This is a genomic window from Neomesorhizobium albiziae, from assembly GCF_900114255.1.
GTDB classification, from domain to species: Bacteria; Pseudomonadota; Alphaproteobacteria; order Rhizobiales; family Rhizobiaceae; genus Neomesorhizobium; species Neomesorhizobium albiziae.
This window is the reverse complement of the sequence record NZ_FOSL01000005.1, coordinates 293,006-319,214: the sequence shown is the minus strand read 5'-3', so window position 1 is coordinate 319,214 and position 26,209 is coordinate 293,006. Positions and strand designations below refer to the sequence as shown.

The 26,209-nt window shown below is 62.2% G+C and carries 31 protein-coding genes; 13 read left to right on the top strand and 18 right to left on the bottom strand.

The features are described from left to right. Positions 1-313 (top strand): transposase (locus tag F3H98_RS11860; protein WP_149760332.1); only part of this gene is annotated, 313 nt, incomplete at its 5' end. A 90-nt stretch (positions 314-403) separates the two neighbouring features. Here F3H98_RS11860 and F3H98_RS11855 read toward each other — a convergent pair. Further along, on the bottom strand, positions 404-931 hold the full coding sequence (locus tag F3H98_RS11855; RefSeq protein ID WP_149760331.1) for a gamma carbonic anhydrase family protein: 528 nt from the start codon (positions 929-931) through the stop codon (positions 404-406). A gap of 304 nt (positions 932-1,235) precedes the next feature. On the opposite strand from F3H98_RS11855, the gene F3H98_RS11850 reads away from it, so the two are divergent. Beyond that, positions 1,236-1,964, top strand: a complete 729-nt coding sequence (locus F3H98_RS11850) for a hypothetical protein (RefSeq protein ID WP_149760330.1) — start codon at positions 1,236-1,238, stop codon at positions 1,962-1,964. 15 nt (positions 1,965-1,979) lie between these two features. On the opposite strand, the gene F3H98_RS11845 is transcribed toward F3H98_RS11850, so the two are convergent. Continuing rightward, positions 1,980-2,180 (bottom strand): DUF3126 family protein, encoded by a 201-nt coding sequence (locus F3H98_RS11845; RefSeq protein WP_149760329.1) that lies wholly within the window; start codon positions 2,178-2,180, stop codon positions 1,980-1,982. A 267-nt stretch (positions 2,181-2,447) separates the two neighbouring features. Here F3H98_RS11845 and F3H98_RS11840 point away from each other — a divergent pair, with 267 nt between their 5' ends. Then, positions 2,448-2,933, top strand: coding sequence for a CAP domain-containing protein (locus F3H98_RS11840; protein ID WP_149760328.1), 486 nt, complete (start codon positions 2,448-2,450; stop codon positions 2,931-2,933). 70 nt (positions 2,934-3,003) lie between these two features. Here the strand turns inward: F3H98_RS11840 and cysE are convergent, their stop codons facing one another. Beyond that, positions 3,004-3,849, bottom strand: coding sequence for a serine O-acetyltransferase (gene cysE, locus F3H98_RS11835; protein WP_149760327.1), 846 nt, complete (start codon positions 3,847-3,849; stop codon positions 3,004-3,006). Positions 3,850-3,959: 110 nt separating this feature from the next. Here cysE and F3H98_RS11830 point away from each other — a divergent pair, with 110 nt between their 5' ends. The 3 genes from F3H98_RS11830 to F3H98_RS11820 all read left to right on the top strand — a co-directional run bounded on the left by F3H98_RS11830 (position 3,960) and on the right by F3H98_RS11820 (position 5,922). Continuing rightward, positions 3,960-4,760 (top strand): enoyl-CoA hydratase-related protein, encoded by an 801-nt coding sequence (locus F3H98_RS11830; protein WP_149760326.1) that lies wholly within the window; start codon positions 3,960-3,962, stop codon positions 4,758-4,760. A gap of 9 nt (positions 4,761-4,769) precedes the next feature. After that, positions 4,770-5,357 (top strand): HD domain-containing protein, encoded by a 588-nt coding sequence (locus F3H98_RS11825; RefSeq protein WP_149760325.1) that lies wholly within the window; start codon positions 4,770-4,772, stop codon positions 5,355-5,357. A 193-nt stretch (positions 5,358-5,550) separates the two neighbouring features. Then, positions 5,551-5,922: an SPW repeat domain-containing protein gene (locus F3H98_RS11820; protein ID WP_149760324.1), complete on the top strand. Its 372-nt coding sequence runs from the start codon at positions 5,551-5,553 to the stop codon at positions 5,920-5,922. Between the two features lie 58 nt (positions 5,923-5,980). On the opposite strand, the gene F3H98_RS11815 is transcribed toward F3H98_RS11820, so the two are convergent. The 4 genes from F3H98_RS11815 to F3H98_RS11800 all read right to left on the bottom strand — a co-directional run bounded on the left by F3H98_RS11815 (position 5,981) and on the right by F3H98_RS11800 (position 9,057). Next, positions 5,981-6,835: an alpha/beta fold hydrolase gene (locus F3H98_RS11815; protein ID WP_149760370.1), complete on the bottom strand. Its 855-nt coding sequence runs from the start codon at positions 6,833-6,835 to the stop codon at positions 5,981-5,983. A 302-nt stretch (positions 6,836-7,137) separates the two neighbouring features. After that, complete coding sequence (locus F3H98_RS11810; RefSeq protein ID WP_149760323.1) at positions 7,138-7,893, bottom strand: alpha/beta fold hydrolase; 756 nt, start codon at positions 7,891-7,893, stop codon at positions 7,138-7,140. Positions 7,894-7,916: 23 nt separating this feature from the next. Continuing rightward, the gene (locus tag F3H98_RS11805) at positions 7,917-8,429 is read right to left on the bottom strand and encodes a DUF192 domain-containing protein (RefSeq protein ID WP_149760322.1); all 513 of its coding nucleotides are present in this window, start codon (positions 8,427-8,429) and stop codon (positions 7,917-7,919) included. A gap of 31 nt (positions 8,430-8,460) precedes the next feature. After that, positions 8,461-9,057 (bottom strand): cold-shock protein, encoded by a 597-nt coding sequence (locus F3H98_RS11800; protein ID WP_149760321.1) that lies wholly within the window; start codon positions 9,055-9,057, stop codon positions 8,461-8,463. A 207-nt stretch (positions 9,058-9,264) separates the two neighbouring features. On the opposite strand from F3H98_RS11800, the gene F3H98_RS11795 reads away from it, so the two are divergent. Both F3H98_RS11795 and F3H98_RS11790 read left to right on the top strand, forming a co-directional pair. Continuing rightward, positions 9,265-9,705, top strand: coding sequence for a VOC family protein (locus tag F3H98_RS11795; protein WP_149760320.1), 441 nt, complete (start codon positions 9,265-9,267; stop codon positions 9,703-9,705). Between the two features lie 111 nt (positions 9,706-9,816). Then, a complete protein-coding gene (locus tag F3H98_RS11790) occupies positions 9,817-11,349 on the top strand; it encodes an acyl-CoA carboxylase subunit beta (RefSeq protein ID WP_149760319.1) in 1,533 nt (510 codons plus the stop codon). Positions 11,350-11,360: 11 nt separating this feature from the next. Here the strand turns inward: F3H98_RS11790 and F3H98_RS11785 are convergent, their stop codons facing one another. Beyond that, entirely contained in the window at positions 11,361-12,374 is a 1,014-nt protein-coding gene (locus F3H98_RS11785; protein WP_149760318.1) for a hypothetical protein, read from the bottom strand. Positions 12,375-12,603: 229 nt separating this feature from the next. Further along, positions 12,604-12,828: a hypothetical protein gene (locus tag F3H98_RS11780; protein ID WP_149760317.1), complete on the bottom strand. Its 225-nt coding sequence runs from the start codon at positions 12,826-12,828 to the stop codon at positions 12,604-12,606. 298 nt (positions 12,829-13,126) lie between these two features. Between F3H98_RS11780 and F3H98_RS11775 the strand changes: the two genes are divergently transcribed. Both F3H98_RS11775 and F3H98_RS11770 read left to right on the top strand, forming a co-directional pair. Continuing rightward, complete coding sequence (locus F3H98_RS11775) at positions 13,127-13,375, top strand: hypothetical protein (protein ID WP_149760316.1); 249 nt, start codon at positions 13,127-13,129, stop codon at positions 13,373-13,375. A 129-nt stretch (positions 13,376-13,504) separates the two neighbouring features. Next, positions 13,505-14,530, top strand: coding sequence for a DNA topoisomerase IB (locus F3H98_RS11770; RefSeq protein ID WP_149760369.1), 1,026 nt, complete (start codon positions 13,505-13,507; stop codon positions 14,528-14,530). Positions 14,531-14,533: 3 nt separating this feature from the next. Here F3H98_RS11770 and F3H98_RS11765 read toward each other — a convergent pair whose 3' ends face one another. Beyond that, on the bottom strand, positions 14,534-15,004 hold the full coding sequence (locus F3H98_RS11765) for a hypothetical protein (RefSeq protein ID WP_342211608.1): 471 nt from the start codon (positions 15,002-15,004) through the stop codon (positions 14,534-14,536). Positions 15,005-15,350: 346 nt separating this feature from the next. Here F3H98_RS11765 and F3H98_RS11760 point away from each other — a divergent pair, with 346 nt between their 5' ends. Both F3H98_RS11760 and F3H98_RS11755 read left to right on the top strand, forming a co-directional pair. After that, positions 15,351-15,515: a DUF1127 domain-containing protein gene (locus F3H98_RS11760; RefSeq protein WP_149760315.1), complete on the top strand. Its 165-nt coding sequence runs from the start codon at positions 15,351-15,353 to the stop codon at positions 15,513-15,515. Between the two features lie 161 nt (positions 15,516-15,676). Next, entirely contained in the window at positions 15,677-16,735 is a 1,059-nt protein-coding gene (locus F3H98_RS11755) for a DUF1176 domain-containing protein (protein WP_149760314.1), read from the top strand. 62 nt (positions 16,736-16,797) lie between these two features. Here F3H98_RS11755 and F3H98_RS11750 read toward each other — a convergent pair whose 3' ends face one another. The 8 genes from F3H98_RS11750 to F3H98_RS11710 form a co-directional block, all read right to left on the bottom strand. Further along, positions 16,798-17,217 (bottom strand): DUF1330 domain-containing protein, encoded by a 420-nt coding sequence (locus F3H98_RS11750; protein WP_149760313.1) that lies wholly within the window; start codon positions 17,215-17,217, stop codon positions 16,798-16,800. Between the two features lies 1 nt (position 17,218). After that, positions 17,219-18,136, bottom strand: a complete 918-nt coding sequence (locus tag F3H98_RS11745) for an alpha/beta hydrolase (protein WP_425294834.1) — start codon at positions 18,134-18,136, stop codon at positions 17,219-17,221. A gap of 167 nt (positions 18,137-18,303) precedes the next feature. After that, positions 18,304-19,914: an NTP transferase domain-containing protein gene (locus F3H98_RS11735; protein ID WP_149760312.1), complete on the bottom strand. Its 1,611-nt coding sequence runs from the start codon at positions 19,912-19,914 to the stop codon at positions 18,304-18,306. Beyond that, positions 19,911-20,621 carry an XdhC family protein gene (locus F3H98_RS11730; RefSeq protein ID WP_149760311.1) on the bottom strand — a complete coding sequence of 237 codons (711 nt, stop codon included), beginning with the start codon at positions 20,619-20,621 and terminating at the stop codon, positions 19,911-19,913. The genes F3H98_RS11735 and F3H98_RS11730 overlap by 4 nt, the downstream gene beginning before the upstream one ends. A 205-nt stretch (positions 20,622-20,826) precedes the next feature. Beyond that, positions 20,827-21,165: an XdhC family protein gene (locus tag F3H98_RS11725; protein ID WP_149760310.1), complete on the bottom strand. Its 339-nt coding sequence runs from the start codon at positions 21,163-21,165 to the stop codon at positions 20,827-20,829. A 29-nt stretch (positions 21,166-21,194) separates the two neighbouring features. Next, entirely contained in the window at positions 21,195-22,439 is a 1,245-nt protein-coding gene (locus tag F3H98_RS11720; RefSeq protein ID WP_149760309.1) for a vWA domain-containing protein, read from the bottom strand. Positions 22,440-22,574: 135 nt separating this feature from the next. Further along, the gene (locus F3H98_RS11715) at positions 22,575-23,507 is read right to left on the bottom strand and encodes an AAA family ATPase (RefSeq protein ID WP_149760308.1); all 933 of its coding nucleotides are present in this window, start codon (positions 23,505-23,507) and stop codon (positions 22,575-22,577) included. A gap of 171 nt (positions 23,508-23,678) precedes the next feature. After that, positions 23,679-24,173 (bottom strand): flavin reductase, encoded by a 495-nt coding sequence (locus F3H98_RS11710; protein ID WP_149760307.1) that lies wholly within the window; start codon positions 24,171-24,173, stop codon positions 23,679-23,681. Between the two features lie 942 nt (positions 24,174-25,115). On the opposite strand from F3H98_RS11710, the gene F3H98_RS11705 reads away from it, so the two are divergent. Further along, positions 25,116-26,207 carry a branched-chain amino acid ABC transporter substrate-binding protein gene (locus tag F3H98_RS11705; RefSeq protein ID WP_149760306.1) on the top strand — a complete coding sequence of 364 codons (1,092 nt, stop codon included), beginning with the start codon at positions 25,116-25,118 and terminating at the stop codon, positions 26,205-26,207. Positions 26,208-26,209: the final 2 nt, after the last annotated feature.

Genomic DNA, 26,209 nt, shown 5'->3' with positions numbered 1-26,209 from the left:
GAACGACATGGCGCCGGCTTGCGGCCTCGTCACCGGGCTTGCCTCCGGCAAAGTCATCGCCGACCGCGCCTATGACGCCGACAGCCTCCACGACACCATCCTCGACGAAGGCGGCCAGCCCGTCATCCCGCCACGCCGCCATCGCAAATACCAGCACAGCTACGACAAGATCGCCTACCGGCAGCGCTGGGGGATCGAGGGATTCTTCGCCAAACTCAAGCAGTGGCGCCGCATCGCAACCCGCTACGACAAACTCGCCGCCACATTCCTCGGCTTCGTAAAGCTCGTCAGCATCATGCTCTGGCTCAAATAATTAAATCGTCACTACAACCTAGTGTCCTTTCGATTCTGAAATTCGCAACTGCCCTGATATCGGATTCATGCGAATTTCAGAATCGGGACCCTAGGCAGGCTTGAGACCGGCCATGAACCGGCGCGCGTTGGCGACATAATGTTCGGCCGAACCACGCAACATGGCGATCGCATTGTCGTCGAGGCCGCGCACCGCCTTGGCCGGGGCGCCGACGATCAGTGAGCCGTCCGGAAATTCTTTTCCTTCGGTCACTAGGGCGCCGGCGCCGACCAGCGAATTCCTCCCGATCTTCGCGCCGTTGAGAACGATCGCCCCCATGCCGATCAGGCTGTTGTCGCCGATAATGCAGCCATGCAGCATCGCCTTGTGGCCGATCGTACAGCCCTTGCCGATGCTGAGCGGAAAGCCGGGATCGGTGTGCATCACCGTGTGTTCCTGCACATTCGTGTCTTCACCAATCTCGATGGGCTCGTTGTCGCCGCGGATGACGGCGCCGAACCAGATTCCGGCGTTGCGCCCCAGCCGCACGCGGCCGATCAGCGTCGCGTCGGGCGCTATCCAGTTGCTTTCCCGGTCATCGAATTGCGGGCTTGTTCCATCAAGTGCGTAGATCGGCATTGCTGCTCCCTCAGGCTGTCGCGGCTCCAATGCATGTCGCCCGAAAGTGTCCTCGGTTTCGGGGGACGCGACATGCACAAACAAGAGCTACAGCGCATCCGCCGAATCCCGGCATGACGCGCTGTAGCCGCCTGTTTAGCCTAGAACATCGGACGAAAAGTGCGCAGCCGTTTTCGGAAAAATCCGACGGGCTTCCCCACGCCCATGTTTACCGTCCATTTACCATGAGAAAGCACAGTCGATTCCGCTACGGCCATTGTGCTGTTTGGACACAACGGCTCCGAAAACACCCGGGAATCGGAATATGAAGCAGGCGCAGGCGCTCGTCGAACCCCAGGTGAAGGCGCCCGATTCCTTCATGGTGCGCGCATTTTATGCTTTTTCCGCACTCGCGGTGCTGTCGATCGGCATCAGCATCGCTGGAAAATGGTTCGGTCAGTCGATCGCGCTTGCCGGGCACACCGAGGATAGGACGATCCACGAGATCGTCATCGGCAACAATGTGCTGACGGTGCCGGCAAACGCCATCCGCTTCGAGCGTGCCCGCCGCGACGGTATCGCCGAGCGGCTCGATCTTTATCTTCGCTGGCCCGCAATGACCGGTTATTCGGCCGCCACGCGCGACGATTTCAACCATGTCGGCGCCGAGAAGAAGATACTGTTCCTCTCCTTCGAGAGCCAGATGATGTCGCGCGACATGAGTGGCCGCTTCGACCCTATCTACAGCGCATTGATCGCCCAGCCGGGCACCCCGGGCCAGGGCGGCGTCACGCTCTACGATTTCACGGAAAAGTCGGGCTATGTGAACGAGGTTCTGGCGGTGGCCGAACGGAACGGCGAAGCGCCCTTCGTCGCCCGCTGCCTTTCCGGCGAAAATGCTGCCCAATCCCTGGCGCCCTGCGAGCGCGACATCCTGGTAGGCGACAATCTCAGCCTGTCCTACCGTTTCCCCAAGGAATTGCTGCCGGGCTGGCGGGCGCTCGACGCGGCGGTGCGAGCGACCGCCGCGGATTTCCTGAAAACCGGCCACTGACCGGCAGGCGGGTGCCTACAGGTCGATGTCGAGGATCGCCATCGAGAAATTGTAGTCGCCGTCGTCCTCATCCTTGTAGACGAGGCCAAGGAATTCGTCGCCGATGTAGAGTTCGGCGGAATCTTCCTTGCGTGGCCGCGCCTTCACTTCCAGGCGGGGATTCTGGAAGGTGCGTTTGAAATAGGCGTCGAGTTTTCTGATTTCTTCGGGCTTCAACGGTTCTCTCCGGTCGCGGCTGGGCGCAAGCTCCCGAAAACCCGAATCGGTTTCCGGCAACGGTCTTGCTGACATCTAGAGTGCTACAACGCCCCTTGCGCGTCCATCCGGACACGGGCGCTGCGGGTTTGAAGGGCGCTTCTGGCATGCCAACAATGGCGATGTAAAGGCGGCACCGGCGATCCGGTGGAGAAGCATCATGAGCCGACCGCCAACCAAAAGCCATGATCTGAGGGGATCACGGGGCAAACGAAAAGTGGGGTCGTCATGAAAGAATATCCGCGCACCGCGGCACACGGCAGGTTGCTGCGCGCCGCTTCCATTGCCGGGCTTCTCGCATTGGCAGCCTGCGGAACCGTGCGGCCGATCGGCGAAGGTGGCGCGGTTTCAGCGGGCGCTTACCTCGGCAGTATCCGGTCTCAAAACGGTCTCACCGCCCTCTCCGCCGATCCGGCGCTCCAACGGGCGGCACTCGAGCAGGCCGGCTACATGGCGCAGACACAGAGGATGTCGCACACGACCCGGCTCGGACGGGATTTCCGGTCGCGCCTGCGGGAAAACGATATCCGCGGCGCCGCTGCCGAAAACGTCGCTTACGGACAGAAAGATCTGGGGAGCCTTTTCCAGGCGTGGATGAATTCGTCAGGCCACCGCCGCAACATGCTCGACCCGCGCTTCAGCAGATACGGGCTGGCTTATGCCGCAGCGGAAGGCAGCGGCCGACGCTATTGGGCGCTGGTTCTCGCGCGCTGACGCCTCGGAGGCTGTTTGATAACGCGCTGCGGTGAGTTGGCCGCCGCAGTAGAGTTAGCAAACGGATCTCTCAGATGTCGAAGCTGACGACGTGATCCATCGACTGCGACGGCAGCAACTGGTCCATCTGCCGCGACGGCTGGTCGCAGCCGGTCTCGCCGACCACCCTAGCCGGCACGCCGGCGACCGTCTTGTTGTGCGGCACAGGCGAAAGCACCACCGAACCGGCGGCGATCTTCGAGCAATGGCCAACCTCGATATTGCCGAGGATTTTGGCGCCGGCGCCGATCAGCACGCCGTAGCGGATCTTCGGATGCCGGTCGCCGCCGGCCTTGCCGGTGCCGCCGAGCGTCACGCCGTGCAGGATCGAGACATTGTCCTCGATCACCGCCGTTTCACCGACGACAAGCCCGGTCGCATGGTCGATGAAGATGCCCTTGCCCATGCGCGAAGCCGGGTTGATGTCGGTCTGGAACACCGACGACGAGCGGCTCTGCAGATAGAGGGCGAAATCCTTGCGTCCTCCGTTCCACAACCAGTGCGCCAGACGATGCGTCTGGATGGCGTGAAATCCTTTGAAGTAGAGGACAGGCATCAGGAAACGGTCGCAGGCCGGGTCGCGGTCGTAATAGGCCTGGATGTCGACGCGCACGGTCGTCGACCAGTCGGGATTGTCGCGCAGCATTTCCTTGAATGTCTGGCGGATCAGGTCGGCGCTGAGATCCTGGTGGTCGAGGCGTTCGGCTAGCCGATGGATGACCACATCTTCCAGATTGTCATGGTTGAGGATGGTCGCATAGAGAAACGCCGCCAGCAGCGGATCGCGCGCGACCGCCTCTTCCGCCTCGGCACGGATGGCGCTCCAGATCGGGTCGATCGGCTGCAATTTGCTGCGCGATGCGCTGATGGAATTCATGGGACCGTCTCCGTAACTTGCGGCCTGCCTGTTTGGACGTGATACATACGCCAGAATATAGGGCGGTTGAACTCAATTTTCCTTAAGCGGCGCTCAAATGGATTTGGTTCATGGAAATTCAGGCTGACAGAGAAAACAAACCTTTGCTGGTCGAGCGGCGCGACAACATCGCAATCGTCACGATCAACCGCAAATCGCACAAGAACGCCGTCAGCTTGGCCATGTGGCATGAACTGGCCGCATTGGCGACTGAATTGAGCGGCGACCGCGAAATTCGCGTCATCGTGCTACGTGGCGCGGGCGATGATTTCTGCGCTGGGGCCGATATCGGCGAGTTCGACAACGTGCGCCGCGATGCGGCGACAGCACGCATCTACGAGGCCGCCAACTCCGCCGCCTTCGCTGCCTTCCGCAATGCGCCCATTCCGGTCGTCGCGGCGATCCGTGGCATCTGTTTCGGCGGCGGCTTCGGGCTTGCCGCAGCCTGCGACCTGCGCATCGCCACCCCCGACGCACTGTTTTCGGTGCCGGCCGCGAAACTCGGCCTCGCCTATCCGCATGACGCCATGGCCGATATCGTGCACGCCTCCGGACCACAGATGGCGAAATATCTCGCCTTTTCTGGAGCACGCATCGACGCACAGGCAGCGCTTGCCGCCGGCTTCCTGCTGGAGATCGTGGAGACGGCAAAATTCGAGGCGCGGGTAGCAATGCTCGCTGAAGAAATCGCCGCCAATGCGCCGCTGTCAAACCGCGCGTCGAAAGCCGCCATCCGGGCGGTTCTTTCAGGTGATGCTGCCGACGCCATGCGTGCAAAGACCCTTGGCGACGAGACGTTCGACAGCGCCGACTATGCGGAAGGCCGCGCCGCCTTCACCGCTCGCCGCAAGCCCGTTTTTGCCGGCCGATAGGGTGCACGCATGCCTCTCGTCGACGACGGCCTGAAGAAGGAGCTTTCCCAGCTCTACGGCGCGCCCGAGCGCCACTATCACGGCCTCGCCCACATCGAGGTCCTGCTGGCGCTGGCCAAGCATCACCGCGCGGATTTGGCCGATCCGGAAGCGGTGGAAGCCGCGATCTGGTTTCATGACGCTGTCTACGACAGCACACGCAAGGACAATGAGGAGAAAAGCGCCGAACTTGCCACCGAACGTCTGTCCGGCCGGGTGGTGGCGGAACGGCTGCGGCGCATCGCGGGAATGATCGAGGCGACCGCCACGCATCGGATACCCGACTTCGCCGATGAAACCGCCCGGCGGGATGCGGCACTTTTCCTCGACATGGACCTGTCGATCCTCGGCGCGCCGCCCGCCGAATTCGATGCGTACGAAGAGGCGGTGCGACAGGAATATGGCTGGGTCGACGAACCAACCTGGCGTGCCGGACGGGCGGCCGTGCTGAAGGGCTTTCTCCAGCGCCCGTTCATCTTCCACTCGGAAATTTTCCGGCAAGGCCGCGAGAAACAAGCGCGCGAAAACATCGCCCGCTCGCTTGCGAGGCTCGGCTAGCTCAGGCCTGTCACGGCCCGACGGCCGCCTGCGACAGGGCATGCGACACAGATTTCATTGCTTTTTTCGGGATTGTTTGGGATAATATTCTTAGTGCGTACGGACGCCCGGTTGAGGAGTTCGGCAACCACACGCATCATCCTCGCTGGCGCCTGAGCTACGCTCAAAAAGTAGCCCTGAGAGGAGTATCGTCATGGCAACCCTCGACAAAATGCCGTCGGGCCTTATGGCGCATCGGCGCTGGGAGGACATCCTGTCGATGATCCTCGGCGCCGCGATCATGATTTCGCCGATGGTCATCGATGCAACCGCAACGCCTACCGTCATCGCCATCACCGGCGTGGTCGGCGCGGCAATCTTCGTGCTCGGCGCGCTCGAGCAGTTCTCGCTGCGCCGCTGGCAGGAGTTTCTCTCCCTCCTCGGCGGCATCTGGGTCATGGTTGCGCCATTTGTGCTCAACTATGGTGGCATGCTGCGCAACTGGCATATCGCGCTCGGCGCCTGCGTGGCCCTGCTCGCCTTGCTTGAACTGTGGCAGGACCGCGACCGTCAGCTCGGCATGTAGCCGCCTGAAGGCAAGAACGCCGCCGGAGTTTTTCTTCGGCGGCGCTTGTTTTGTGGCCTTACGCTGCCTCTCGGTCGGTGAGAAAATCCAGAATGGCGCCGCAGAAAATGTCGTTCTTGTCGCCGGCCACCATGTGACCCGCGCCGCCGACATCAACATAATTCGCCGAAGGCGCCAGTTCGACGAATTCGCGCGCATAGGCCTCGTGCACCAGCTCGGACTGCATGCCGCGCACCAGGAGCACCGGCAGGTGCAGGCCAGGCAGCCCCGCCATCAGCTCTTCCATCAATTCGCGCGCGTGGAGATTGATGTTGCGTTCGCTGGTCATGAAAGCTGGGTCCCAGTGCCAGCGGTATCGCCCGTCTTGCGAACGACGGAGGTTTTTGCGCAAGCCATCGAGCGAAGTCGGCCGCTTGCGGTGCGGCAGATAGCTGGCGATCGCTTCTGCCGCCTCTTCCAGCGTGGCGAAACCTTCCGCCATGCGCTCGCCCATGAAGCCTTGCACCTTGGCGACGCCATCCGGGTCCATGCGCGGCGTGATATCGACCAGCACGAGTGAATCGAGCAATGGCCCGTGCCGGCTTTCCGCCGTCAGCGACGACAGGCCGCCCAGCGATGCACCGACCGCCGAGGGTGCGGCGTGGAACTTTTCTGCCGTCTGGCGCACCACCGCAGCCACGTCGTCGGCGAAATCGGCAAAGGTATAATTGCCGCTCTTTACCCATTCGCTTTCGCCGTGACCGCGCTGGTCGACCGTTATCGCCCGCATACCGGCCGCCGCAACACGCCTGGCGGTGGCATCCCACGCCCGGCGGGTCTGCCCGCCACCGTGGAAAAACAGCACCGGGTGCCCGCGCCCGTCCCATATGTCGGCGGCAAGCCGGTTGCCTTCGGCTCCGGTGAATTCGGTCATATGCGGTCCGCTCAAGCCGCCCTCCATGCCTTTGTCATTTATTATATTTATTTAGCAATTGCCCGGTCGGGGCAAGACCGGTGCCGGCGACGCCAGTGGTCCGATTCCGACATTTGCATCCCTTTGGGGGTGGGCGTTCGAGCAAATGTCGGAATCAAAGGACCACTCGCTAAACATTTGAATCCAGTGGAGCTTACAATTTGACATTTGATATCGAGTTCTCCGTCAAGCGGGAATCAAATGTCAAATTTGCTCCACCGGGGCAGTCGAAACACGGTGCCATTGCCCCTACCCCGGCCGCGCTACAGCGGATGTTTTTTCAGGAATTCCAGCACCTTCTGCTTGAACGCCTTGTCGCCCACCGCAAGCATATGGTCGCGGCCATCGATGCGAAAACTTTCCGCATTCGGCATCAGCCCGGCCAGTTCCTCCGGCGATCCGCCGATGTCATCCCTGCCGCCGACTGCAACCAGCGCCGGTTGGGTGATGCGTCCCATGTCGGCTTCGCTCAAAAGTTCGCGCGAATTGGCGATGCAGACCGCCAGCGCCCGGCGGTCGCTCTTCGTCTTGTCGGCAAATGTTCGAAACATCTTTCCTCGCGGATGCGTGACGGTCTCGGGATCGTCAGCCATCAACGCGTCGGCGATCGGGTCCCAGTCGCCGACGCCGTCGACCATGCCGATGCCCAGGCCGCCGAAAATCACTGTAGCCACCATGGTCGGCTCGGCCAGCGCCAGAAAAGCGGCGACGCGGGCGCCCATCGAATAGCCCATGACATGAGCCCGGTCGATGCCGAGATAGGAAAGCAGGGCGGCGGCATCGCCGGCCATCCTGTCGGGATAATAGGCTGCAGGATCGTAGCTCTTCGACGTCTGGCCATGGCCGCGATGGTCGAAGGCGATCACCCTGTATCCCGCATCGTTCAGCGTCTTCACCCAGCCCGGCGACACCCAGTTGACGAAATGCGTGGAGGCGAAACCATGGATCAGCAGGATGGGATCGCCCTCGCCCCGGTCGATGAACGCGAAGTCGAAGCCGTCATGAGAGAAAAATTGCATGCTTGCCCTGCCTGGTGAGCGGTCTAGCCTGTAGCGCCGGTCACCTTGTCGATTGCTGGATGGCGAACGCGGTCGCCGCTGGCGATACCGGCTTTTTCGGCGATGCCCGCCTTTAGTTCAAGCACGAAACGGCCGGGTTCCGGTCCGCCGATAACGGCTTCCGACATTGGCTCGCCGTGTCCGATGTAATTCACCACGCCATCCTGGCCAATGAAGATCAGGTCGAGCGGCATGGGCGTGTTCTTCATCCAGAAGGCAAGCGGCTGCGTCGCCTCGAACACGAACAGCATGCCGTGATCGTCATCCATCGACTGGCGGAACATCAGCCCGCGTTCACGCTCGTCGTGACTGCCGGCCACCTCGATGCTGAAGGATATCTTGCCCGTCCTCGTCTCGATGACCAGCGGCGCCGGGTCGACCGGAAGCAGCATTGCGGTGTCGCCGCCTGCCGTCTGTTCCTGCACATTGAAATAGAGAAACGCCGCGACGATCGCGGCGGCAATCGCGCCTGCGGCCAGCCAGATTTTTCGAGACATCGGCATTGCCAGTCAGCCGGGGGCGCGGCTTTCAGTGCGCGACCGGCAAAGTACCTATATCGGGGTGGATTTCGGCCGCCATGAGACCCTTGTCGCCACGTCCGAAACGCACCAGGACGACCTGGCCGGGGCGAAGCTCGGTGACGCCGTAACGCCTGAGCGTCTCCATGTGGACGAAAATGTCTTCCGTGCCCTCGCCGCGGGTGAGGAAGCCGAACCCCTTGGTGCGGTTGAACCATTTGACCAGCGCGCGTTCCAGGCCGCTTTCGGGCGTCACCGCGACATGGGTGCGCTGCTCCTGCATTTCTGCGGGATGCACGGCGGTCGAGTTGTCCATTGATATGACGCGGAAAGCCTGCATACCGCGCTCGCCCTGCTTTACCAGGCAGACGACGCGGGCGCCTTCGAGCGCGGTCTGGAAGCCGTCGCGGCGCAGGCAGGTCACATGGAGAAGCACGTCGCCGATGCCGCCGCTGTCCGGCAGGATGAAGCCATAGCCCTTGGCAACGTCAAACCACTTGATGGCGCCGGATATCTCGACCAAGCCGGCGTGATCGCCAGCTTCGTCCCGGGTCAACGCGTCGCCCCCCGACACGCTGCGCCCCGCGAAAGAGGTTTTGTCCCCCATCCGAACGCACCCTTTCTTCGAAACACTACAACTGATTCTTGTAGTGGAGAATAGCACTCGGCATTCCGGTATGTGCAAGAGCCGCAAAGGACTTTTCAACATTCACACACGAAATACCGTCAGCCCTTTTTCTACCAGCCGAAGCTTGCCGCAACCTGTCCACCCGCCCTATGTTCCGGCAAATATTTTCAAACAGGGAATGGCAGGATGCGTTATCTCCACACCATGGTCCGTGTCGCCGACGTCGACCAGTCGCTTGATTTCTACGTCAACAAGCTCGGATTGAAGGAAGTCCGTCGCTACGAGAACGAGGCGGGGCGCTTCACCCTGATTTTCCTTGCCGCGCCGGAGGATGAACATGACGGCATCACCAACAAGGCGCCGCTGGTCGAGCTGACCTACAATTGGGACCCGGAAGACTACAAGGGCGGCCGCAACTTCGGCCACCTTGCCTACGAGGTCGACGATATCTACGTCACCTGCCAGCGGCTTATGGACAGCGGCGTCACCATCAACAGGCCGCCGCGCGACGGCAACATGGCCTTCATCAAGTCGCCCGACGGTATTTCCATCGAGCTGTTGCAGAAAGGCCCGGCCAAGGAAAAAGCCGAGCCATGGGCCTCGATGGCCAACACCGGCAATTGGTAGAAGCGCACTTCCGCCTTCCCTGCTCCGATGTTCAGCGGGCTGTAGTACCCGTTTGCGCGACTTTGCCGGCGTGCTAACACCGCTGGCAAAACAATTGCCGAGGGAAACGCCATGAAGGAAGTGCTGAACGAGCTCGAACGCCGCCGCGCCGTGGCGCGCGCCGGCGGGGGCCAGCCCCGCATCGATGCCCAGCACGCCAAAGGCAAGCTCACCGCCCGCGAACGCATCGACATCTTCCTCGACGAAGGCACGTTCGAGGAGTTCGACATGTTCGTCGAGCACCGCTCCACCGATTTCGGCATGTCCGAACAGAAGATCGCCGGCGACGGTGTCGTCACCGGCTGGGGCACCGTGAACGGCCGCACCGTCTTCGTCTTCGCCAAGGACTTCACCGTGTTCGGCGGCTCGCTATCGGAAGCCCATGCCGAAAAGGTGGTGAAGGTGCAGGAGATGGCGCTGCGCAACCGCGCACCGATCGTCGGCCTTTACGATGCCGGCGGCGCCCGCATCCAGGAAGGCGTGGCAGCGCTCGGCGGTTACGCGGAAATCTTCCAGCGCAATGTTCTTTCGTCGGGCGTCATCCCGCAGATTTCCCTCATCATGGGGCCGTGCGCCGGCGGCGACGTCTATTCGCCGGCGATGACGGACTTCATCTTCATGGTGCGCAACACGTCCTACATGTTCGTCACCGGCCCGGATGTCGTCAAAACCGTCACCAACGAGACGGTGACCGCCGAACAGCTCGGTGGCGCGTCCGTGCACACGACCAAATCGTCGATCGCCGACGGCGCCTACGACAACGATGTCGAGGCCCTGCTGCAGATGCGCCGGCTGATCGACCTCCTGCCGCAGTCGAACACCGGCGAATTGCCGGAGATCGAGAACTACCAGAGCGTCGACGAGCACGACCTGTCGCTCGACCGCCTCATTCCGGACAACGCCAACAAGCCCTACGACATCAAGGAACTGATCCTCAAAACCTGCGACGAGGCGGATTTCTTCGAAATCCAGGCGTCGTTCGCCAAAAACATCGTCACCGGGTTCGGCCGAGTCGAAGGGCGCACCGTCGGCTTCGTCGCCAACCAGCCGATGGTGCTGGCCGGCGTGCTGGACTCGGATGCCTCCCGCAAGGCGGCGCGTTTCGTCCGCTTTTGCGATTGCTTCAACATCCCGATCGTCACCTTCGTCGATGTGCCCGGCTTCCTGCCGGGTACGGCGCAGGAATATGGCGGCCTGATCAAGCACGGCGCCAAGCTGCTCTTCGCCTATGCCGAGGCGACGGTGCCGAAGATCACGGTTATCACGCGAAAAGCCTATGGCGGCGCCTATGACGTGATGGCTTCGAAACATCTGCGCGGCGACATGAATTATGCCTGGCCGACGGCGCAGATCGCAGTGATGGGGGCAAAGGGCGCGGTCGAGATCATCTACCGCAAGGACATCGGCGACAAGGACAAGATCGCCGCCCACACAAAGACCTATGAGGACCGCTTCCTGTCACCCTTCGTCGCCGCCGAGCGCGGTTACATCGACGAGGTCATCATGCCCCATTCGACCCGACGCCGGGTAGCGCGGGCGCTGCGCATGCTCAGGAACAAGGACCTCCAGAACCCCTGGAAGAAACACGACAACATTCCGCTGTGAGGGGGGCGTGTTCACCCCGCCCACTGTGCTACGAAGCCTGCCGTGTCCTGGTGCATGAGGTATCCGTAGAGATCGTGCGGGTTTGAGACCAGATTGCCCTTCTTGACATCGACGTAGTGCCAGCAGTTGTGGATCTTCTTGTCGGAAATCGCCCGGCAGAATTTCCTGGCAAGCATTTTCGCAAAAGCGGTCCGCATCCGCTCGGCGTGCGCTATGTAGTCGTCTTCGGCATAGACGTTCACCCAGTCGAGAAACTGGTTGCGCGGGTATTTTTCCTCTTCCAGCGCCGGTGCGTCGAGAAGGTTGCGCTGCACGCCGAGCTCGCCAAGCGGACAGCCGAGCGTCACCCACAGGCTGACCGGCTTCTTCGGCTTGCGCATGGACTCGTATTCGCTGCGGAACGAGTATTTCCAGAAGAGGTCGTAAGCCACCATGCAGCCCATGCTGTGGGTGATGAGGCAGATGTCGTCGCCGGCAACCATGGACGGCTGCAACACGTCCTGCAGTCGCTGGCGGACCCTCGAGCCGACCACCTGCGAGGTCAGGTAGGCGGTCAGGTCGGATTTCACCGTGTCGATCAGGAGTGTGTTGAGCAGACCGAATGTCAGCAGGCTGCCGAACATGCTCGCCGCATCAGCCGCTTCGTCGAGAAAACGCCAGTCGTCGGCAATCTTGAGCACTTGGCGATAGGACGCCAGGTTGAAGGTTTTTATCGCGTCGGTGCGCTTGAACGCGTCTTTCAGCGCCGCACTCGGGAAACATGGCTTGAAAGTGTATGCGGCGTCGTTCTGCGCGGTCAGCAGCGCCTTCGTCTTCTTGCTGAAGGAGGCTTCGATCTCGTTGTTGATGTCGCCATAATAGGCGGACGAGAACTTGATACCTCCCTGCTTCAGCTTGTTTGCGGTGGCCGCCTTGCCTGTCCGCTCGAGCCCGCGCGCCAGAGCCTGCCTGGCAAGCGCCGTAAGTTCGGAACCTGCCGGTTTAATGTCCCTGCCGTGAACGACGATGATATGTTTTGCAGCCATGACCACCTCCAAACAAAGGAGCGATCATACCATGCATATCTTTTCTTCTATACTCTGCTACAGCGTCAATTCGAGCGCAATGCACGGAATTTTCTTCGTCAATCCTTCAAGCACTACAGTCTACGCTAATATTCCGTAGGCGGATGGAAATACCTGGCGTCGCGCAATGGCTAAAACAAGAGCGGAGCGCTGAGTTAACCCGGCACTCCGCTCCAAAATTCTCAGCGCCTCAGGCGTCCAGCGGCGACTTTTCAAACACCATGGGCGCGCTGACGCTCTTGGCGTAATGCATCAGCCATTCGGAAATGTCCTCAAGGGCGACGTTCTCGGCCTCGTTGCGAATGCGGATCTGTTCGGCGAGCACCGGAATATTGATGATGCGGTTTTTCTGCAACTCGGTACGGAAACTCGCTACCAAATCGTCCTGAAGTTGGTTGGACAAGATCCTTCGCATGACACACCTCCGCAGTTGGGCCTCGTGAGTCCCTCTTCACTTCGGCGTCTTTCCACTGTGCCAGCACAATGCACCTCCCTCTTGTCGAAAGCAAGGCAAATTTTGAAAAATTTGCTAGTTTTTTCAATAAGTTAGTAGGTTTAGGCACCATCTAATATATACCCATGTGCTCATTGATCCAAAGATGTGCAGGTGGCCCCAAAAATGACATTGCATCAATATGGCGATCGGATACAGAATGGGTGGAATAGGTCGATTACTCATTCGTCGTATTGGACTATTTTTGAGGAAGTCTAAGATGGCTGACCTTGAGAGGCCTGAACGTTTGCAGGTCATGCTGAGCGGCGAAGAACTCCAGGCGTTAGAGAACTGGCGTTTCGAAAAACGCATGCCGTCGCGCGCCGCTGCCGTGCGCGAACTTCTGCGGCGCGGCCTGGCCTCCGAGGGTTTCCTGACGGCCGGTTCCGGCATCAAGTCGCAGGATTTCGGCGTGATCGACCATGACAGCCAAGCCAAATCGACGGAAGGCGAAGGTTCGGACGCCTGAGGACCTGTTTCCGGCGTCCGGCTAGAGGCCCGGTGGAACCAACATTCCCGACAACGGTTACCGTGCGGATCGCCTCCCGTCGGAGTTCCTGTGCTGGACAGCCCCAAACCGCTCGAAAAAGTCCTGCCCATGCCGGAAGCCTCGGCCAGGCGCGCATCGCTCATCCATACCAGCGACGAAGAACCGGGCATCCGCCGCAAGGGCAGCCCGCGGCGCTTCTTCTATCTCGCTCCGGGTGGAAAAAAACTCGGCGAGGGCGAGACACTGGCCCGCATCCGCGGCCTGGCCATCCCACCGGCCTGGACCGACGTGTGGATCTCTCCGGAGCCGGATGGCCATATCCAGGCGACCGGCCGCGACCAGCGCGGCCGCAAGCAGTACCGGTACCATCCGCGCTGGTCGACCTGCCGCGACGAGGTGAAATATTCGAGCCTTGTCGCCTTCGCCAAAGCCCTGCCCCGGTTGCGCGCCCGGGTTGACGCGGACCTGCGACGGCGCGGGCTGCCACGCGAGCGTGTCATCGCTTCGATCGTCTGGCTGCTCGACAACACCATGATCCGCGTCGGCAACGCCGCCTACGCCCGCGACAACAAGAGTTTCGGCCTCACCACGCTGCGCGACCGCCACGTTGAAATCACCGGCGCAACGCTGCGCTTCACCTTCAAGGGCAAATCCGGCAAGGAATGGCGCCTGAAGCTTGCCGACCGCCGCATCGCCAAGGTCGTGCGCGGCGCCCAGGATATTCCGGGCCAGCACCTGTTCCAGTATCTCGACAGCGATGGCAGCCGCCGCGCGATCCGCTCGCAGGACGTCAACGACTACATTCGCGAGGCGACGGGCGCCGATTTTTCCTCAAAGCATTTCCGCACCTGGGGCGGCACGATCCACGCCGCCACGCTGTTTGCGTTGGAGCCGCCGCCGGACAGCAAGGCGACAAGCCGCCGCGTGATGAACCGTCTCATCGACCAGGTGGCGCACCGGCTGGGCAACACCCGCGCTGTCTGCCGCAAATGCTACATCCATCCGCGTGTCATGGAGACCTGGGAAGCGGGCAAGCTGGCCGAGGAAATACTGGCTGCCCGTCGCTCCTTCCGAAAGCCCCTGTCCAGTCTCGATGAAGAAGAGACGCTGATCCTGAAATGGTTGTCCCGGTAGAACTTACGAACGGACCTTGGCGAGCGCCCGCCGCTTGGCCTCGTCTATCAAGACGTTCGCCACCTGCATCCGCTGGATGGCGCGCTCCCGCAGATGCGGTGCGACACGGTCGGGATGGTTGCGGAAGGCGAAATCGCGTCGGACCCGGCTGAAATCGCGCACAGCCTTCAGTTTCTCCAGTCCGAGTTCGCGGGCGATCGCTTCAGGCTCGATGGGTGGCAGTTCAGCGACCGGCGGCAGTTCCGCCGCAGCAAGCAAAGCGTCGAACGCCATTTCCGGCGCGGCCGCGATATCGCGATATTCCGCCGCCGCTTCGTTAGCGACCTTGATTCGGCCGGAGTGCAATTCGTCCGCCACCGAAAGATAGTCGAAAGGAATGGTTGGGCGCTTCTCGAAATCTTTTTCCGGCTCGGGCGCCCGAAAAAGATCATCAAGCAACGAAGCAAAATCGTGCTTGCCGTTTGTGCCCATCATTCCTCGCCGAAAACTTGCCTCACCGATGCATGGGACCGTAGGCAAGGCTGGTTAAGATTCGTTGCCGCAGATGCTGCGCAATTTACGCGATGGAGAGAATTCCGGCCCTTTTTCTCCTCCAAAAAGCCGGGCTGCGCGAGCAGCCCGGAATTTCGCCAGGATGGCGAGGAAAGCCGGCGCTAGCCGGCAAATATGCCAACGGCGTAACGCTTGAAAAAGTTTCAGAGCCGCCGCGTTTTTCTCAGGGCGCGGCAGGTCGGCATGGCAGCCATGCGGATGCTGCACTGCACAATTTTTTGGAATCGCCTATTTATTGCGGTGGGAGGACCCAACAGGAGCCTGGATCATGGGGTTCTTTACAGACTTGTTCGCCCGCCCCCGCCCGAAAGAAGAATTGCGCTATCGTGCCGCCCTTGCGGTGCTCAGTTCGATGAGCAACGCCGACCGCGCCGATATCGGCGTCAAGCCCGCGGATTTTCCCCGCATTGCCCACGAAATGGCGGAACGCTGAGATTGCACATCGCCGGGGATAGCCGAAGCTAGCTGGCGTATACCGCATGACACGCCGGCCCAGATCATCGCGCGGATCATCCACGCCACGAGGGCGGACGTAGGGCCGCCGCCAGGCTGCCGCATTCGGTGCTAGACTTGGCCATCGTTCGGAGATTCGCGATGAATGCGCCTCGCCTCGCCGTTGCTGCAGCCGCCCTTGCCTGCTCGCTGGCCCCGTTTGCCGCCGCGCAGGAACAGCAGCCGCCCTATCTCGACAACCGTTCCGATGCCGCCGAACTGGTGCGCTCGCTCTACAACGCGATCAGCCGCGGCGAATATGGCCGCGCCTGGGATTATTTCGGCGACGAGAAGCCAGCAGAGGACTTTTCCGCCTTCGCCGAAGGCTATGCCAGGACGGCGCGCGTCGAGGTCGAAACCGGCACCGTTTCAGAGGAAGGGGCAGCCGGCAGTATTTATTATTCAGTTCCCACCGCGATCAGGGCGGTCGCCCAGGATGGCAGCGAAACCATCTTTGCCGGCTGCTACACGGCAAGGCTTGCCAATCCACAGATCCAGTCGACGCCTTTCGTGCCGTTGCAGCTGGAAAGGGGCGCGCTGAAGCGCGCCGACGGCGGACTTGCGGAAGCGTTGCCGGCGAGCTGCGGCGATGCTCCGCCGCCACCGAAACAGGATGCAATGCTGGAGGCGGTCAAAAAGCGTTTTGCCGCGGACTATACCGATACCTGCCAGACACTCGAACCGGACGCCGAAGCGGGCGCCGCCAACCCGAGCGAGCACGTCATCGGCTTCCACTACAAATCCGATAGCGAAACCGATCCTGAACGCCAGGCGCGCCTGTTCCGCTTCCCCTGCGGTTCGGGCGCCTACAACACAATGGAAGTCTACTATTTCGCCGACGACACCGGCGAGATGCGGCAGTTGCAGTTCACCACGCCCGAACTCGACATCCACTATGAAAATGACGATTTCGAAGGCAAGGTCGAAGCCGTCAACATCATCGGCTACCGTGTGGACGACCAGCTGATAAACTCGGAATATTCGCCCGAAACCAAGTCGATCGAGTCTTTCAACAAATGGCGCGGCGTCGGCGACGCATCGTCGATCGGCCGCTGGATTTTCCGAGACGGCAATTTTTCGCTGGTCAAGTACGACGTCGACGCCGCCCATGACGGCGAAATCAACCACGAAACGGTGCTCGACTACGACACACCGCCATGAGCGAGACGCGCGTCATGGAGGAACGTCACCGCTGCTCGATGTGATGCCTGACTGACCTGTGGCTACTCGCCAAATCCGGCGCCGGCTGCTTTCGGCGCCATCCGGATCAGCCGTGAGTCGGCGACCGCAGCCTGCCGGTGGATCACGGCCTTCTGGTATTCGGGATCCTTGACCATCGCGATGAAGGCAGCAGCGGAAGGGTATTCGGCTATGAAGCAGATGTCCCAGCGCTCGGTCTCCGGACCGATCAGCATCAGCCGGAAATCGCCACTCCAGGCGATGCGGCCACCGACTCCGCGGAACACCGGTACGCTCTCGCGGCCGTAGGCAGCGTAGGCTTGCGCGCCGCTCGCTTCGCGGCCATCCGCATATTCCGCTCGATCCCGCAGCCGGATCAGGTTCAGCATGTGAACCGGGCCGTCGTCTGGCAATGCGCGGAACGCGCCGAATTTCTCCCGGGTCGGATCGATATGGCCTACCATTTCAACGCACTGCCAGCATCCAGTTCAGCGTTTCGCGCCAGTCCATCATGCGGATCGGCGTGCCATGGGTGCCGTTCTCGAAACGCACGAACTTCACGGGATAACCAGCTGATTTTGCGCGAATTGCTCGATAAAACGCTTCCTGCTTTTTGACGGGAAACACCGTATCCTTGCTGCCCTGTCCGATAAACACAGGCACCTTGCGCTTGAACGCCGCACTGCCGAAAAAGCCGTCGTCTCCGTGCGAGCCGAGCAGCAGCAGCCCGCCCAATTTTTTCGCGATATTGCTGTTCCCCGCGAGATCCCAGCACAGCCCTCCCCCCATCGAGCCGCAAGCGACGAAGACCGGAGCGCCAGGCGATTTTTCCGCATAGTGCGAAATCAGCGCGGCGACTTCAGCCGCCCCCTCATCACCGAAATCGGAAAAATCCGGCGACAGGTAAAGCCCGCCATTGTTGGCGGCGAGATTTTTCACCCGGTTGAAATTGCCCCCGAAGGTGAAGTCATCGACGCCTTGCTTGCGGCTGCCGCCCTGCCCATGCAGGTAGATGACGATAAGCTTGGCCCCTTCCACCCGGCCAACCGCGACATGGCGGACATTGCCAGCGGCGGTTTTCAGCATCAGGTCCTGCTGCTGCCGGCGTACGCCAAGCGATACATATTTCGCCTTGACCCGCCGTTCCGGCACCTGGTCGCGTTTGTCGATGTCGCGGCTCTCCTGGTAATCGACGACGGAAAAGGCCCCATTGTCTTTGCTCGACAGGATGCCGGGATAGGCGAACAGATCGTCCTTCTGCGACGAAAGCGTGAGCGCGTGGGCGGCCGAGGCAAGAAAAAGTGCCGTAAACGCGGTGGCAAAGAAGTGGGTGAATCTTCTCGGCTTGCTCCTTACGTTGCCCCCCTCTGTCCTGCCGGACATCTCCCCCACACGGGGGGAGATCACGCCTTCATTTTCGGTTGCCTCAATTTTCGATGTTGCAAAAGGAAGGCCAAGATGGCGGCCGGCCAATCTCCCCCCGTGTGGGGGAGATGTCCGGCAGGACAGAGGGGGGCGCGAAAGAGCGCTAACACTTGTAGTGTTCACGGCTAATCCTGCAGAACGCCGCCGGCCATACGCAGCGCTTCCGGTGTGTCGACATCCACGCTGGCACCGGCGCCGATCTCGACGTCGATCACCGCCAGGCCTTCCTGCTCCACGATATGCCTGGCGCCGGTGTCGCCTTCAAGCATCGCCACCGCCGGAAATACCGAACGCGGCAGGATGACCGGGTTGCCGCGCTTACCATTGTGCGTCGCGCGCACGATCGAGGTGCCGCCTGCCGCGGTGAACGCGGCGACCAGACGGTCGAGATCGGTCGACGAAACGTCCGGCATATCGCCAAGTACGACCAAGGCGCCGGCGGCGCCGTCCGGCAGCGCCGTGATACCGGCCTTCAGCGAACTGGCAAGCCCAGTTCGGTAGGCGCTGTTTTCGACAAAGGTCAGGTCGAGGCCGAAAAGTGCGGCGCGCACGCGGTCGGCCTGATGACCGGCCACCACTACGGTCCCGCCGACATGGCTTGCCGTCGCGCGCTCCACCGTACGGCGGATCAGCGGCTGTCCGCCAAACAGCGCGAGCAGCTTGTTGGGGCCGCCCATGCGGCTCGACTGGCCAGCTCCCAGCACGACGGCATGAACCGCGTTGCGCGCAGTGGTGCGAACAGCTTCGCGCGGCTGCGGCCGCGTCGGGATTTCCATCAAAAGCCCGCCGACCCCCATGCCCGCGATGTCGGCATCGGTGACGTCGATGCCGGCTATCAACCGGTCGAGCACCCAGTCGAAGCCGTTTTCCTTGGGACTGCGCGCGCAACCTGGCGCGCCGAGAACCGGCTTGCCCCCGAATTCGCCGACCACGATCAGGTTGCCGGGGTCGACTGGCATGCCTGTCCGCAAGACACTGCCGCCCGCCGCTTCGATCGCCGCTGGAATGACGTCGCCCGGATCGCTCATCGCCGAGGCTCCAAACACCACCACCATGTCGCTTTCGCCAGCCAGCGAACGGATCGCCTCGGCCACCGGCTCGGGCCGATGCGGCGGGCGCCGCTCGCCGACGATGCGGCTTGCCGAACGCTGCAGCCGCGCCTGCGTGATTTTAACCGTCTTGTCGAGCACGCTGTCCTTGATGCCCGGCAGAACGGTCTGCACGAGGCCGACCTTCAGCGCCCGATAGGAATGCACCGCGAAAGCCTCGCGGCCGGCAGACAGCGCAACGACCTTGGCAACGATATCGGCAGGCACGGCGAACGGGATAATCTTCACCGTCGCCACCATCTGGCCTCTTTCGACCGCCGCGTGCTGGGCGACGGTGGCGACCGTGACCGCCGGGTCGACGGCGTTGATGGCGTCGATCAGCGCCTTGTCGACGGTGAAGACACCCGACGACAGGGCGTGCAGGTTCACGCGGCCGGTGGCCGCAGCCTTCGTCTCGATATTCCCGAAAGTCAGCCCCTCCACAATCTTCTCGGCGGCGCGATCCTCCGAAAGATCGTCTGGCGCCAGCACCGCCGCGATCACTTCGGTGATGCCGGCGGCGCGCAACACCGCAACATCGTCTGCGCTCAGCACATGCGCCTTGCGGAAGCGGCGGTCGCCCGTGGTCAAGGCATGCGCAAGAACCGCGCCTTCGGCCTTGGCGATTGCAACCGGTCCGAACTTCACGCCGCTTCACCTTTAGCGTCACGGCCCGATCCGCGCGACCGCAGCGCCTGGATCACCTCGGCAAGCACGGCAACCGCGATCTCGGCGGGGCTGGCGGCGCCGATGTTGAGGCCGATCGGCGCGTGGATGCGCTCGATGGCTTCGGCGCCGGCCCCCAGCGCCAGCAGCCTTTCGACGCGCTTGGCATGCGTTTTCCGGCTGCCCAGCGCCCCGACATAGAAGCAGCCGGCGTCGAGTGCGGCCTTGACAGCGAAATCGTCGATCTTGGGGTCATGCGTCACCGCCGCAAGCGCGGTGTAGCCGTCGAGCGGCTGCCGCTTCAGCACATCCTCCGGCCACTCCGCATGCAGCGCCACGTCGGGAAAGCGGTCGTCGGTGGCGAATGCGGTGCGCGGGTCGATGATCTCCATGTCGTAGCCGGCGATTTTGGCCATCGGCGCCAGCGCCTGGCTGATATGAACCGCGCCGATCACCACCAGCCGCGGCCGCGGCACATGCACATTGAGGAAAAAGGTCAGCCCCTCGGCTTCCACCAAACCGGAACTTCCCGACCGGAATGCCTTGGCGATCGCCTCGCCCAGCGCGCCTGCAACGGCGTCACCTTCCCTCACCACCCGGTCGCGGCCGTCGCCGAGATCAGTCACCAGGATCGCCGCACGGCGAGCCCGGCGTTCTGCATTCAGAGTCTTGAGGACGAATGGGTCCATTGTCAGTGCTCCTTGCCAGGAGTTTTTCGCTCCCGGACAGGGACTGTTCTACGTTGCCCCCCTCTGTCCTGCCGGACATCTCCCCCACAAGGGGGGAGATTGGCTAGCCGCAAAGGCTGACGCGCGTGATCTCCCGACCTGTGGGGGAGATGTCCGGCAGGACAGAGGGGGGCGCGAAGGAACACGACACAAAATTCCATACGTTTTAACCTAAGCGCTCCACATAGACCTTGATGCGCCCGCCGCAGGACAAGCCCACCTGCCAGGCCGTTTCGTCGGCGACGCCGAATTCCAGCATTTTCGCTTTGCCGCTTCCGATGATGTCGACGGCTTCCGAAACCACCGCGCCCTCGACGCAGCCGCCGGAGACGGAGCCGTGGAAATTTCCCTCCGCGTCGATGACCAGGTGGCTGCCGACCGGCCGCGGCGCCGAACCCCACGTCTCGACCACCGTCGCGATGGCGACGTCCTTGCCGTCCTTCATCCAGTTTTCAGCGATGATCAGGGGATCGCGGCTCTCGTCGAGTGCTGTCGGGTTGTCCATGGCAAAAAATCTCCTCACCGGAAATATGGTCACGCCGCGCGCCGATTGCCAAGCCACAGCCTGGGGTCGCTGCCGCGCGTCCTCGCAGCCCCCAGCGAGGCTACCAGGTCGGAGAGCGCGTTGAGGTTGTGCACCGGCCGGAACTCGTCCACATAAGGCAGCATCGTGCGCACGCCGCGGGCACGCGCCTCGAAACCGTCGAAGCGCAGCAACGGGTTCAGCCAGATCAGCCGCCGGCAGGATTTTTTCAACCTCTCCATCTCCTCGGCAAGCCCGGCTACATCGTCGCGCTCCAGTCCATCGGTGATCAACAGCACCACCGCGCCCTGCCCCAGCACGCGCCTCGACCATAGCCGGTTGAACTCGGCCAGCGTGTCGCCGATGCGGGTGCCGCCCGACCAATCCTTCACCGCGCTCGAGCAGTTGGCCAGCGCTTCGTCGGGATCGCGGTGGCGCATCTGCCGCGTTAGGTTGGTCAGCCTTGTGCCGAATACGAAGGTGTGGACGCGCCGCCGCTTCTCCGCCAGCGCGTGCAGGAAGTGCAGGAAGATACGGGTATACTGGCTCATCGAGCCGGAAATGTCGGCAAGCACGACCAGCGGCGGATGCATCTCGCGCGGCGAGCGGAATTTCGGCACGATCAGATCGCCGCCGGTTCTAAGCGCGGAGCGCATCATGGCGCGCGGATCGGCTCGCCGGCCGTGCGGATCCGGCCTGAAGCGGCGCGTCCGCACCATGTCGAATGGCAGCCTGAGTTCGGCAATCGCCCGCTTCGCGTCGGCGATCTCGGCAGCGCTCATCTGCGCGAAATCCTTGCCGCGCAGCACCTCGTTGCCGGAAAAGGTGAAGCGCGCGTCGACCTCGACCTCGGGAACCTCCTGCGGCTTCCGGTTCTTGTTGTGGCCTTCGAACATGGCGTCGGCGACCCGCGATTCCGCCGCCCGCGGCTTCTGCTTCTCGCGGTTGTCGGGCGCCACCGGCGAAAACATCGCCAGCATCTTCTCGATCAGCTCGCGTGATTTCCAGAACAGCCGGAACGCTTCGTCGAACGTCGCGTGGTCCTCGTGCCTCGACACCAGCACCGCATGCAGCGTCCAGTAAAAATCATCGCGGTTGCCGATGCCGGCGGCCAGCACCGCTTCGATCGCATCCTTCACCGAAGCCGGCCCCACCCGCATGCCGGCCTTTCTGAGCGCGCGGGCGAAATAGACGATATTGTCGGCGATGCGGCCGTCGGGCTTGGCTAGGTTTGAGCGAGCGTGGACGTTTTCCATGCTGGGGCCGACGCAAAATGCTTCAAGACGCGGCGAAAACGGTGATTTCGAGAACCGGAGCGGAGCGTACATTTTGGTACGTGAGCACCGGAAGCGCAGAAATTGCCGTTTGCAGCCAGTCTTCAAGCATTTTGCTCACTCCGCCGCGGCGGAAAGCTCCGCCTTCACCTCGTTGAGGATACGCCTGCCTTCGCCTTGCGCGATGCGGGCGATGTCGTCCTGGTATTTCAACAGGACGCCGATCGTGTCGGAAACAGTTTCCGGATCGAGCGCCACCTTGTCGAGTTCGGTCAGCGCACCGGCCCAGTCGATCGTTTCGGCCACGCCCGGCACCTTGAAAAGCTCCAGCTCCCGCAGCTTCTGGATGAAGCGCACCACCTCGGCCGAAAGCCGCTGGTTCGCCTCCGGCACCTTGCGGCGCACGATTTCCAGTTCCCGCACCGCATCGGGGTAGTCGACCCAGTGGTAGAGGCAGCGCCGCTTCAGCGCGTCGTGGATTTCGCGCGTGCGATTGGTGGTGATGATGACGATCGGCGCTTCTTCCGCCTTGATGGTGCCGAGTTCGGGCACTGTCACCTGGAAGTCTGAGAGGATTTCGAGAAGGAACGCCTCGAATGCCTCGTCGGTGCGGTCGAGTTCGTCGATCAGGAAGACAGGGGCTGCCCCCTTCTTGCCCGTGAGGGCGTCGAGCACCGGCCGGCGTATAAGGTACTTTTCGGAAAAGACGTTCTTTTCCATATCCTTGCGGTCGACTGCTCCAGCAGCCTCTTCCATCCGGATCTCGATCATCTGGGCGGCGTAGTTCCACTCATAGACCGCCGACGAGACGTCGAGCCCTTCATAGCACTGAAGCCGGATCAGCCTGCGCCCAAGTGCTGCCGCGAGCACCTTGGCGATCTCGGTCTTGCCGACCCCCGCCTCGCCTTCAAGGAAAAGCGGCCTGCCCATGCGCAGGCTGAGGAAAAGCACCGTCGCCAGCGCGCGGTCTGCGACATAGTCGGCGCTGGTCAGCAGCGCCAGCGTCTCATCGATCGATTGCGGCAGGCCGCGCGGTTTCGGATCGGACATTTCGTCTCCGGAGGGATCGGCCGCCGTGTCAGAGACCGTTTGAAATGCGTCAGGGCGTAGCGAAAATGGTTATTTCGAGAACCGGAGCGCAGCGTACATTCAGGTACGCGAGCACCGGAAGCGCAGAAATTGCCATTTGCAGCCCGCCATCATGCATTTCCAAACGGTCTCTCAGAGCACGTGATAGGCGCGATCATGGTAAAGCAGCGGCCGCAAATTATCGCCGATGCGCAACCCTGTCACCTTGCCAAATAGCACACGGTGGGTCGCCAGATCCTTGCTGTCGATCAGTTCGCAGTCGAACACGGCGATCGCTTCGCGCAGCGTCGGCGCGCCGGTGGTTATTGTGTCCCAATGACCTAGCTTGAACCGCTCCTGCGTCGGCAGGCCGGTCAGGCCTGAAAACGCCTCCGACAGGTCCTGCTGGTCGGCGGCCAGCGTGTTGAGCGCAAACCTGCCATTGGCGACAAAACAGGCATTGTTGGGGTTCTCGCGGTTGAGACAGGCAAGCACGGTCGGCGGCGAATCCGAAACGGAACAGGCGGCAATCACCGTGACACCGCGTTTTCCGGCCGCGCCATCGGTGGTGATGATGTGAACCGCACCCGCGAAACGCGCCATCGCGTCACGATAGGCCTGCGGCCCGACCTCGTTCATCTTGAGCACTGGCGAAATTCCAAAAAAGCGAGCTCCCGCTCCCGTATATAAGGTTACGGGCCAATGTCACAAGCATGGAACGCCACCGCATGCGGAACCGTGCGGAACCCATACATTGTCAGCATCTGTCAGCAATCTTTCATTTTGTTTTGTCCACACCCCTTTCGGGCTGCCGCATACTCATCGGCAGTTTCTCCTGCGGGAACGCCGATCATGACGGTGGTTTGCGGGGAGGAACCGGCGCTTCGGGCAAGCGGCTAACGTGGCCGTGGAGACGAAGGGCTGTCCCAGAGTCTCTACGATTTCCCGCGTTGACGGGAACCAGGCGCGGTATGATCTGGCGCTGACACGTAGAAACCACCGGTGCATACCGGAAGGTCCGATGTTGGGAGATGGGATGGCCGAAAAACGCCGGCGGGGCGCTGGGAAGGCGCCAGATTACTTACTTACGAGGTGCTGACCCAGCGCCCCGCTTCCCACTTTCTTTCCACCCAATGGCCAGACCGGAAACGGGGCGTGGCGATGGAGACGCTTGTGATGAAAGTTGCCCCTCATCCGCCTGCCGGCACCTTCTCCCCGCAAGCGGGGCGAAGGCGGAAGCTTCAACACCTGCGCGCCCTCTCTTCTAAAACGGGGCAAAGGAGGCTGGCCGCAACGCCGCCGCCCCTCCTCCCCCTCGATGGGGGAGGTGCCGACCCTGAGCTTGTCGAAGGGAAGGCGGAGGGGGCGATATCCGCACATCAGCCATCACCCTACCCGGCCCTGCGGGCCACCCTCCCCAGGGGAGGGAGACAGGTGGAGACAACAACGTGTCAATCCCCCTCTCCCCGTCCTTCACGGGGAGAGGGCCCGGGTGAGGGGCAGCGTTTCGCTGGCAAACAGCCCGCCACGCCGCCTCCCAAATATTCCCGTGTTGCGCCCTGCTCCACCACACTTTACCTGTTGCTCGACATGGCGAACCGCAAGATCACGATAACATCGCGAACACACCCGACCCGGCTCTGCGCCGCCGGATTTCTGGCGTTTTCCGTGCTGTTGCCGGCAATCGCCAATGCGGCGGAGGTTGGCGTCGCCGCTCCGCTCAGCGGGACATCCGAGCTTCTGGGCGTTCAGGTTCGGGCGGGCGCCAGTTCCGCCGCCGGAAAATCGGGCGTCAGGCTGGAGATCGTAGACGACGCTTGCAGCGCCGAAGGTGGCGCGGCCGCGGCCCAAAAATTCGTCGCGGCCGAGGTCAAGATTGTCGTCGGCTTCCTCTGCGCCGAAGCGCTCGAAGCCGCCATGCCAACGCTGAAGCAGGCCGGCATTCCGGTCATCACCGTCGGCGTGCGCACAGACAGCCTTACCGATCGCCGCGAAAAGACCGGTTGGCCAGTGTTCCGGCTGGGGCCCCGCGCCGACAGCGAACAGCAGGCGGCGCGTGCGCTGATCCCGCCGCTGTGGCGGAGCGAACTTTTCGCCATCATCGACGACGGCACCATCTACGGTCGGGAACTTGCCGAAAGCGTTCGCGCGGCGGCCGAAGAAAATGCGTTAAAGCCTGTCTTCGTTGATACTTTTCGCCCCGAGCTCGATAATCAGGTCGGCCTCGTCGGCCGGTTGCGCAAGGCCGGCGCCACGCATGTCTTTGTCGGCGGCGACCGCGACGACGTCGCCATCATTGGCCGCGACGCCAAGGGGCTCGGCATGAATGTGACGCTTGCTGGCGGCGAGGCGCTTCGCGCGGCAGCCGGCGATACCCCCTTACAGGCGGGGACACTGATGGTTGGGCTGCCCGAGCCCGCAGAGGTCGCATCGCCCGACGCGATTGCCGCGCTCAAGGCCGAGGAAATCATCCCGGAGGGTTATGTGCTGCCGGCCTATGCCGCGGTGGAAATAGCAGCGACGGTCCTTGCCGGCGCAAGCACGTCGCCCAGCGAGCGTCTCGGCGTCGACGAATTCCAGACCGCGCTTGGCAAAATCCGTTTCGACGCCAAGGGCGACCTCAACCAAAACCCCTATCGCCTGTTCCGGTTCGACGGGACCCGATTTGCCGAGGTGAAGTAGAA

Coding starts and splice junctions, on each gene's coding strand:
- F3H98_RS11855 (WP_149760331.1), bottom strand. CDS start 931: ATGCCGATCTACGCACTTGATGGAACAAGCCCGCAATTCGATGACCGG.
- F3H98_RS11850 (WP_149760330.1), top strand. CDS start 1,236: ATGAAGCAGGCGCAGGCGCTCGTCGAACCCCAGGTGAAGGCGCCCGAT.
- F3H98_RS11840 (WP_149760328.1), top strand. CDS start 2,448: ATGAAAGAATATCCGCGCACCGCGGCACACGGCAGGTTGCTGCGCGCC.
- cysE (WP_149760327.1), bottom strand. CDS start 3,849: ATGAATTCCATCAGCGCATCGCGCAGCAAATTGCAGCCGATCGACCCG.
- F3H98_RS11830 (WP_149760326.1), top strand. CDS start 3,960: ATGGAAATTCAGGCTGACAGAGAAAACAAACCTTTGCTGGTCGAGCGG.
- F3H98_RS11825 (WP_149760325.1), top strand. CDS start 4,770: ATGCCTCTCGTCGACGACGGCCTGAAGAAGGAGCTTTCCCAGCTCTAC.
- F3H98_RS11820 (WP_149760324.1), top strand. CDS start 5,551: ATGGCAACCCTCGACAAAATGCCGTCGGGCCTTATGGCGCATCGGCGC.
- F3H98_RS11815 (WP_149760370.1), bottom strand. CDS start 6,835: ATGACCGAATTCACCGGAGCCGAAGGCAACCGGCTTGCCGCCGACATA.
- F3H98_RS11810 (WP_149760323.1), bottom strand. CDS start 7,893: ATGCAATTTTTCTCTCATGACGGCTTCGACTTCGCGTTCATCGACCGG.
- F3H98_RS11805 (WP_149760322.1), bottom strand. CDS start 8,429: ATGTCTCGAAAAATCTGGCTGGCCGCAGGCGCGATTGCCGCCGCGATC.
- F3H98_RS11800 (WP_149760321.1), bottom strand. CDS start 9,057: ATGGGGGACAAAACCTCTTTCGCGGGGCGCAGCGTGTCGGGGGGCGAC.
- F3H98_RS11795 (WP_149760320.1), top strand. CDS start 9,265: ATGCGTTATCTCCACACCATGGTCCGTGTCGCCGACGTCGACCAGTCG.
- F3H98_RS11790 (WP_149760319.1), top strand. CDS start 9,817: ATGAAGGAAGTGCTGAACGAGCTCGAACGCCGCCGCGCCGTGGCGCGC.
- F3H98_RS11785 (WP_149760318.1), bottom strand. CDS start 12,374: ATGGCTGCAAAACATATCATCGTCGTTCACGGCAGGGACATTAAACCG.
- F3H98_RS11780 (WP_149760317.1), bottom strand. CDS start 12,828: ATGCGAAGGATCTTGTCCAACCAACTTCAGGACGATTTGGTAGCGAGT.
- F3H98_RS11775 (WP_149760316.1), top strand. CDS start 13,127: ATGGCTGACCTTGAGAGGCCTGAACGTTTGCAGGTCATGCTGAGCGGC.
- F3H98_RS11770 (WP_149760369.1), top strand. CDS start 13,505: ATGCCGGAAGCCTCGGCCAGGCGCGCATCGCTCATCCATACCAGCGAC.
- F3H98_RS11765 (WP_342211608.1), bottom strand. CDS start 15,004: ATGATGGGCACAAACGGCAAGCACGATTTTGCTTCGTTGCTTGATGAT.
- F3H98_RS11760 (WP_149760315.1), top strand. CDS start 15,351: ATGGGGTTCTTTACAGACTTGTTCGCCCGCCCCCGCCCGAAAGAAGAA.
- F3H98_RS11755 (WP_149760314.1), top strand. CDS start 15,677: ATGAATGCGCCTCGCCTCGCCGTTGCTGCAGCCGCCCTTGCCTGCTCG.
- F3H98_RS11750 (WP_149760313.1), bottom strand. CDS start 17,217: ATGGTAGGCCATATCGATCCGACCCGGGAGAAATTCGGCGCGTTCCGC.
- F3H98_RS11745 (WP_425294834.1), bottom strand. CDS start 18,136: ATGTCCGGCAGGACAGAGGGGGGCAACGTAAGGAGCAAGCCGAGAAGA.
- F3H98_RS11730 (WP_149760311.1), bottom strand. CDS start 20,621: ATGGACCCATTCGTCCTCAAGACTCTGAATGCAGAACGCCGGGCTCGC.
- F3H98_RS11725 (WP_149760310.1), bottom strand. CDS start 21,165: ATGGACAACCCGACAGCACTCGACGAGAGCCGCGATCCCCTGATCATC.
- F3H98_RS11720 (WP_149760309.1), bottom strand. CDS start 22,439: ATGGAAAACGTCCACGCTCGCTCAAACCTAGCCAAGCCCGACGGCCGC.
- F3H98_RS11715 (WP_149760308.1), bottom strand. CDS start 23,507: ATGTCCGATCCGAAACCGCGCGGCCTGCCGCAATCGATCGATGAGACG.
- F3H98_RS11705 (WP_149760306.1), top strand. CDS start 25,116: ATGGCGAACCGCAAGATCACGATAACATCGCGAACACACCCGACCCGG.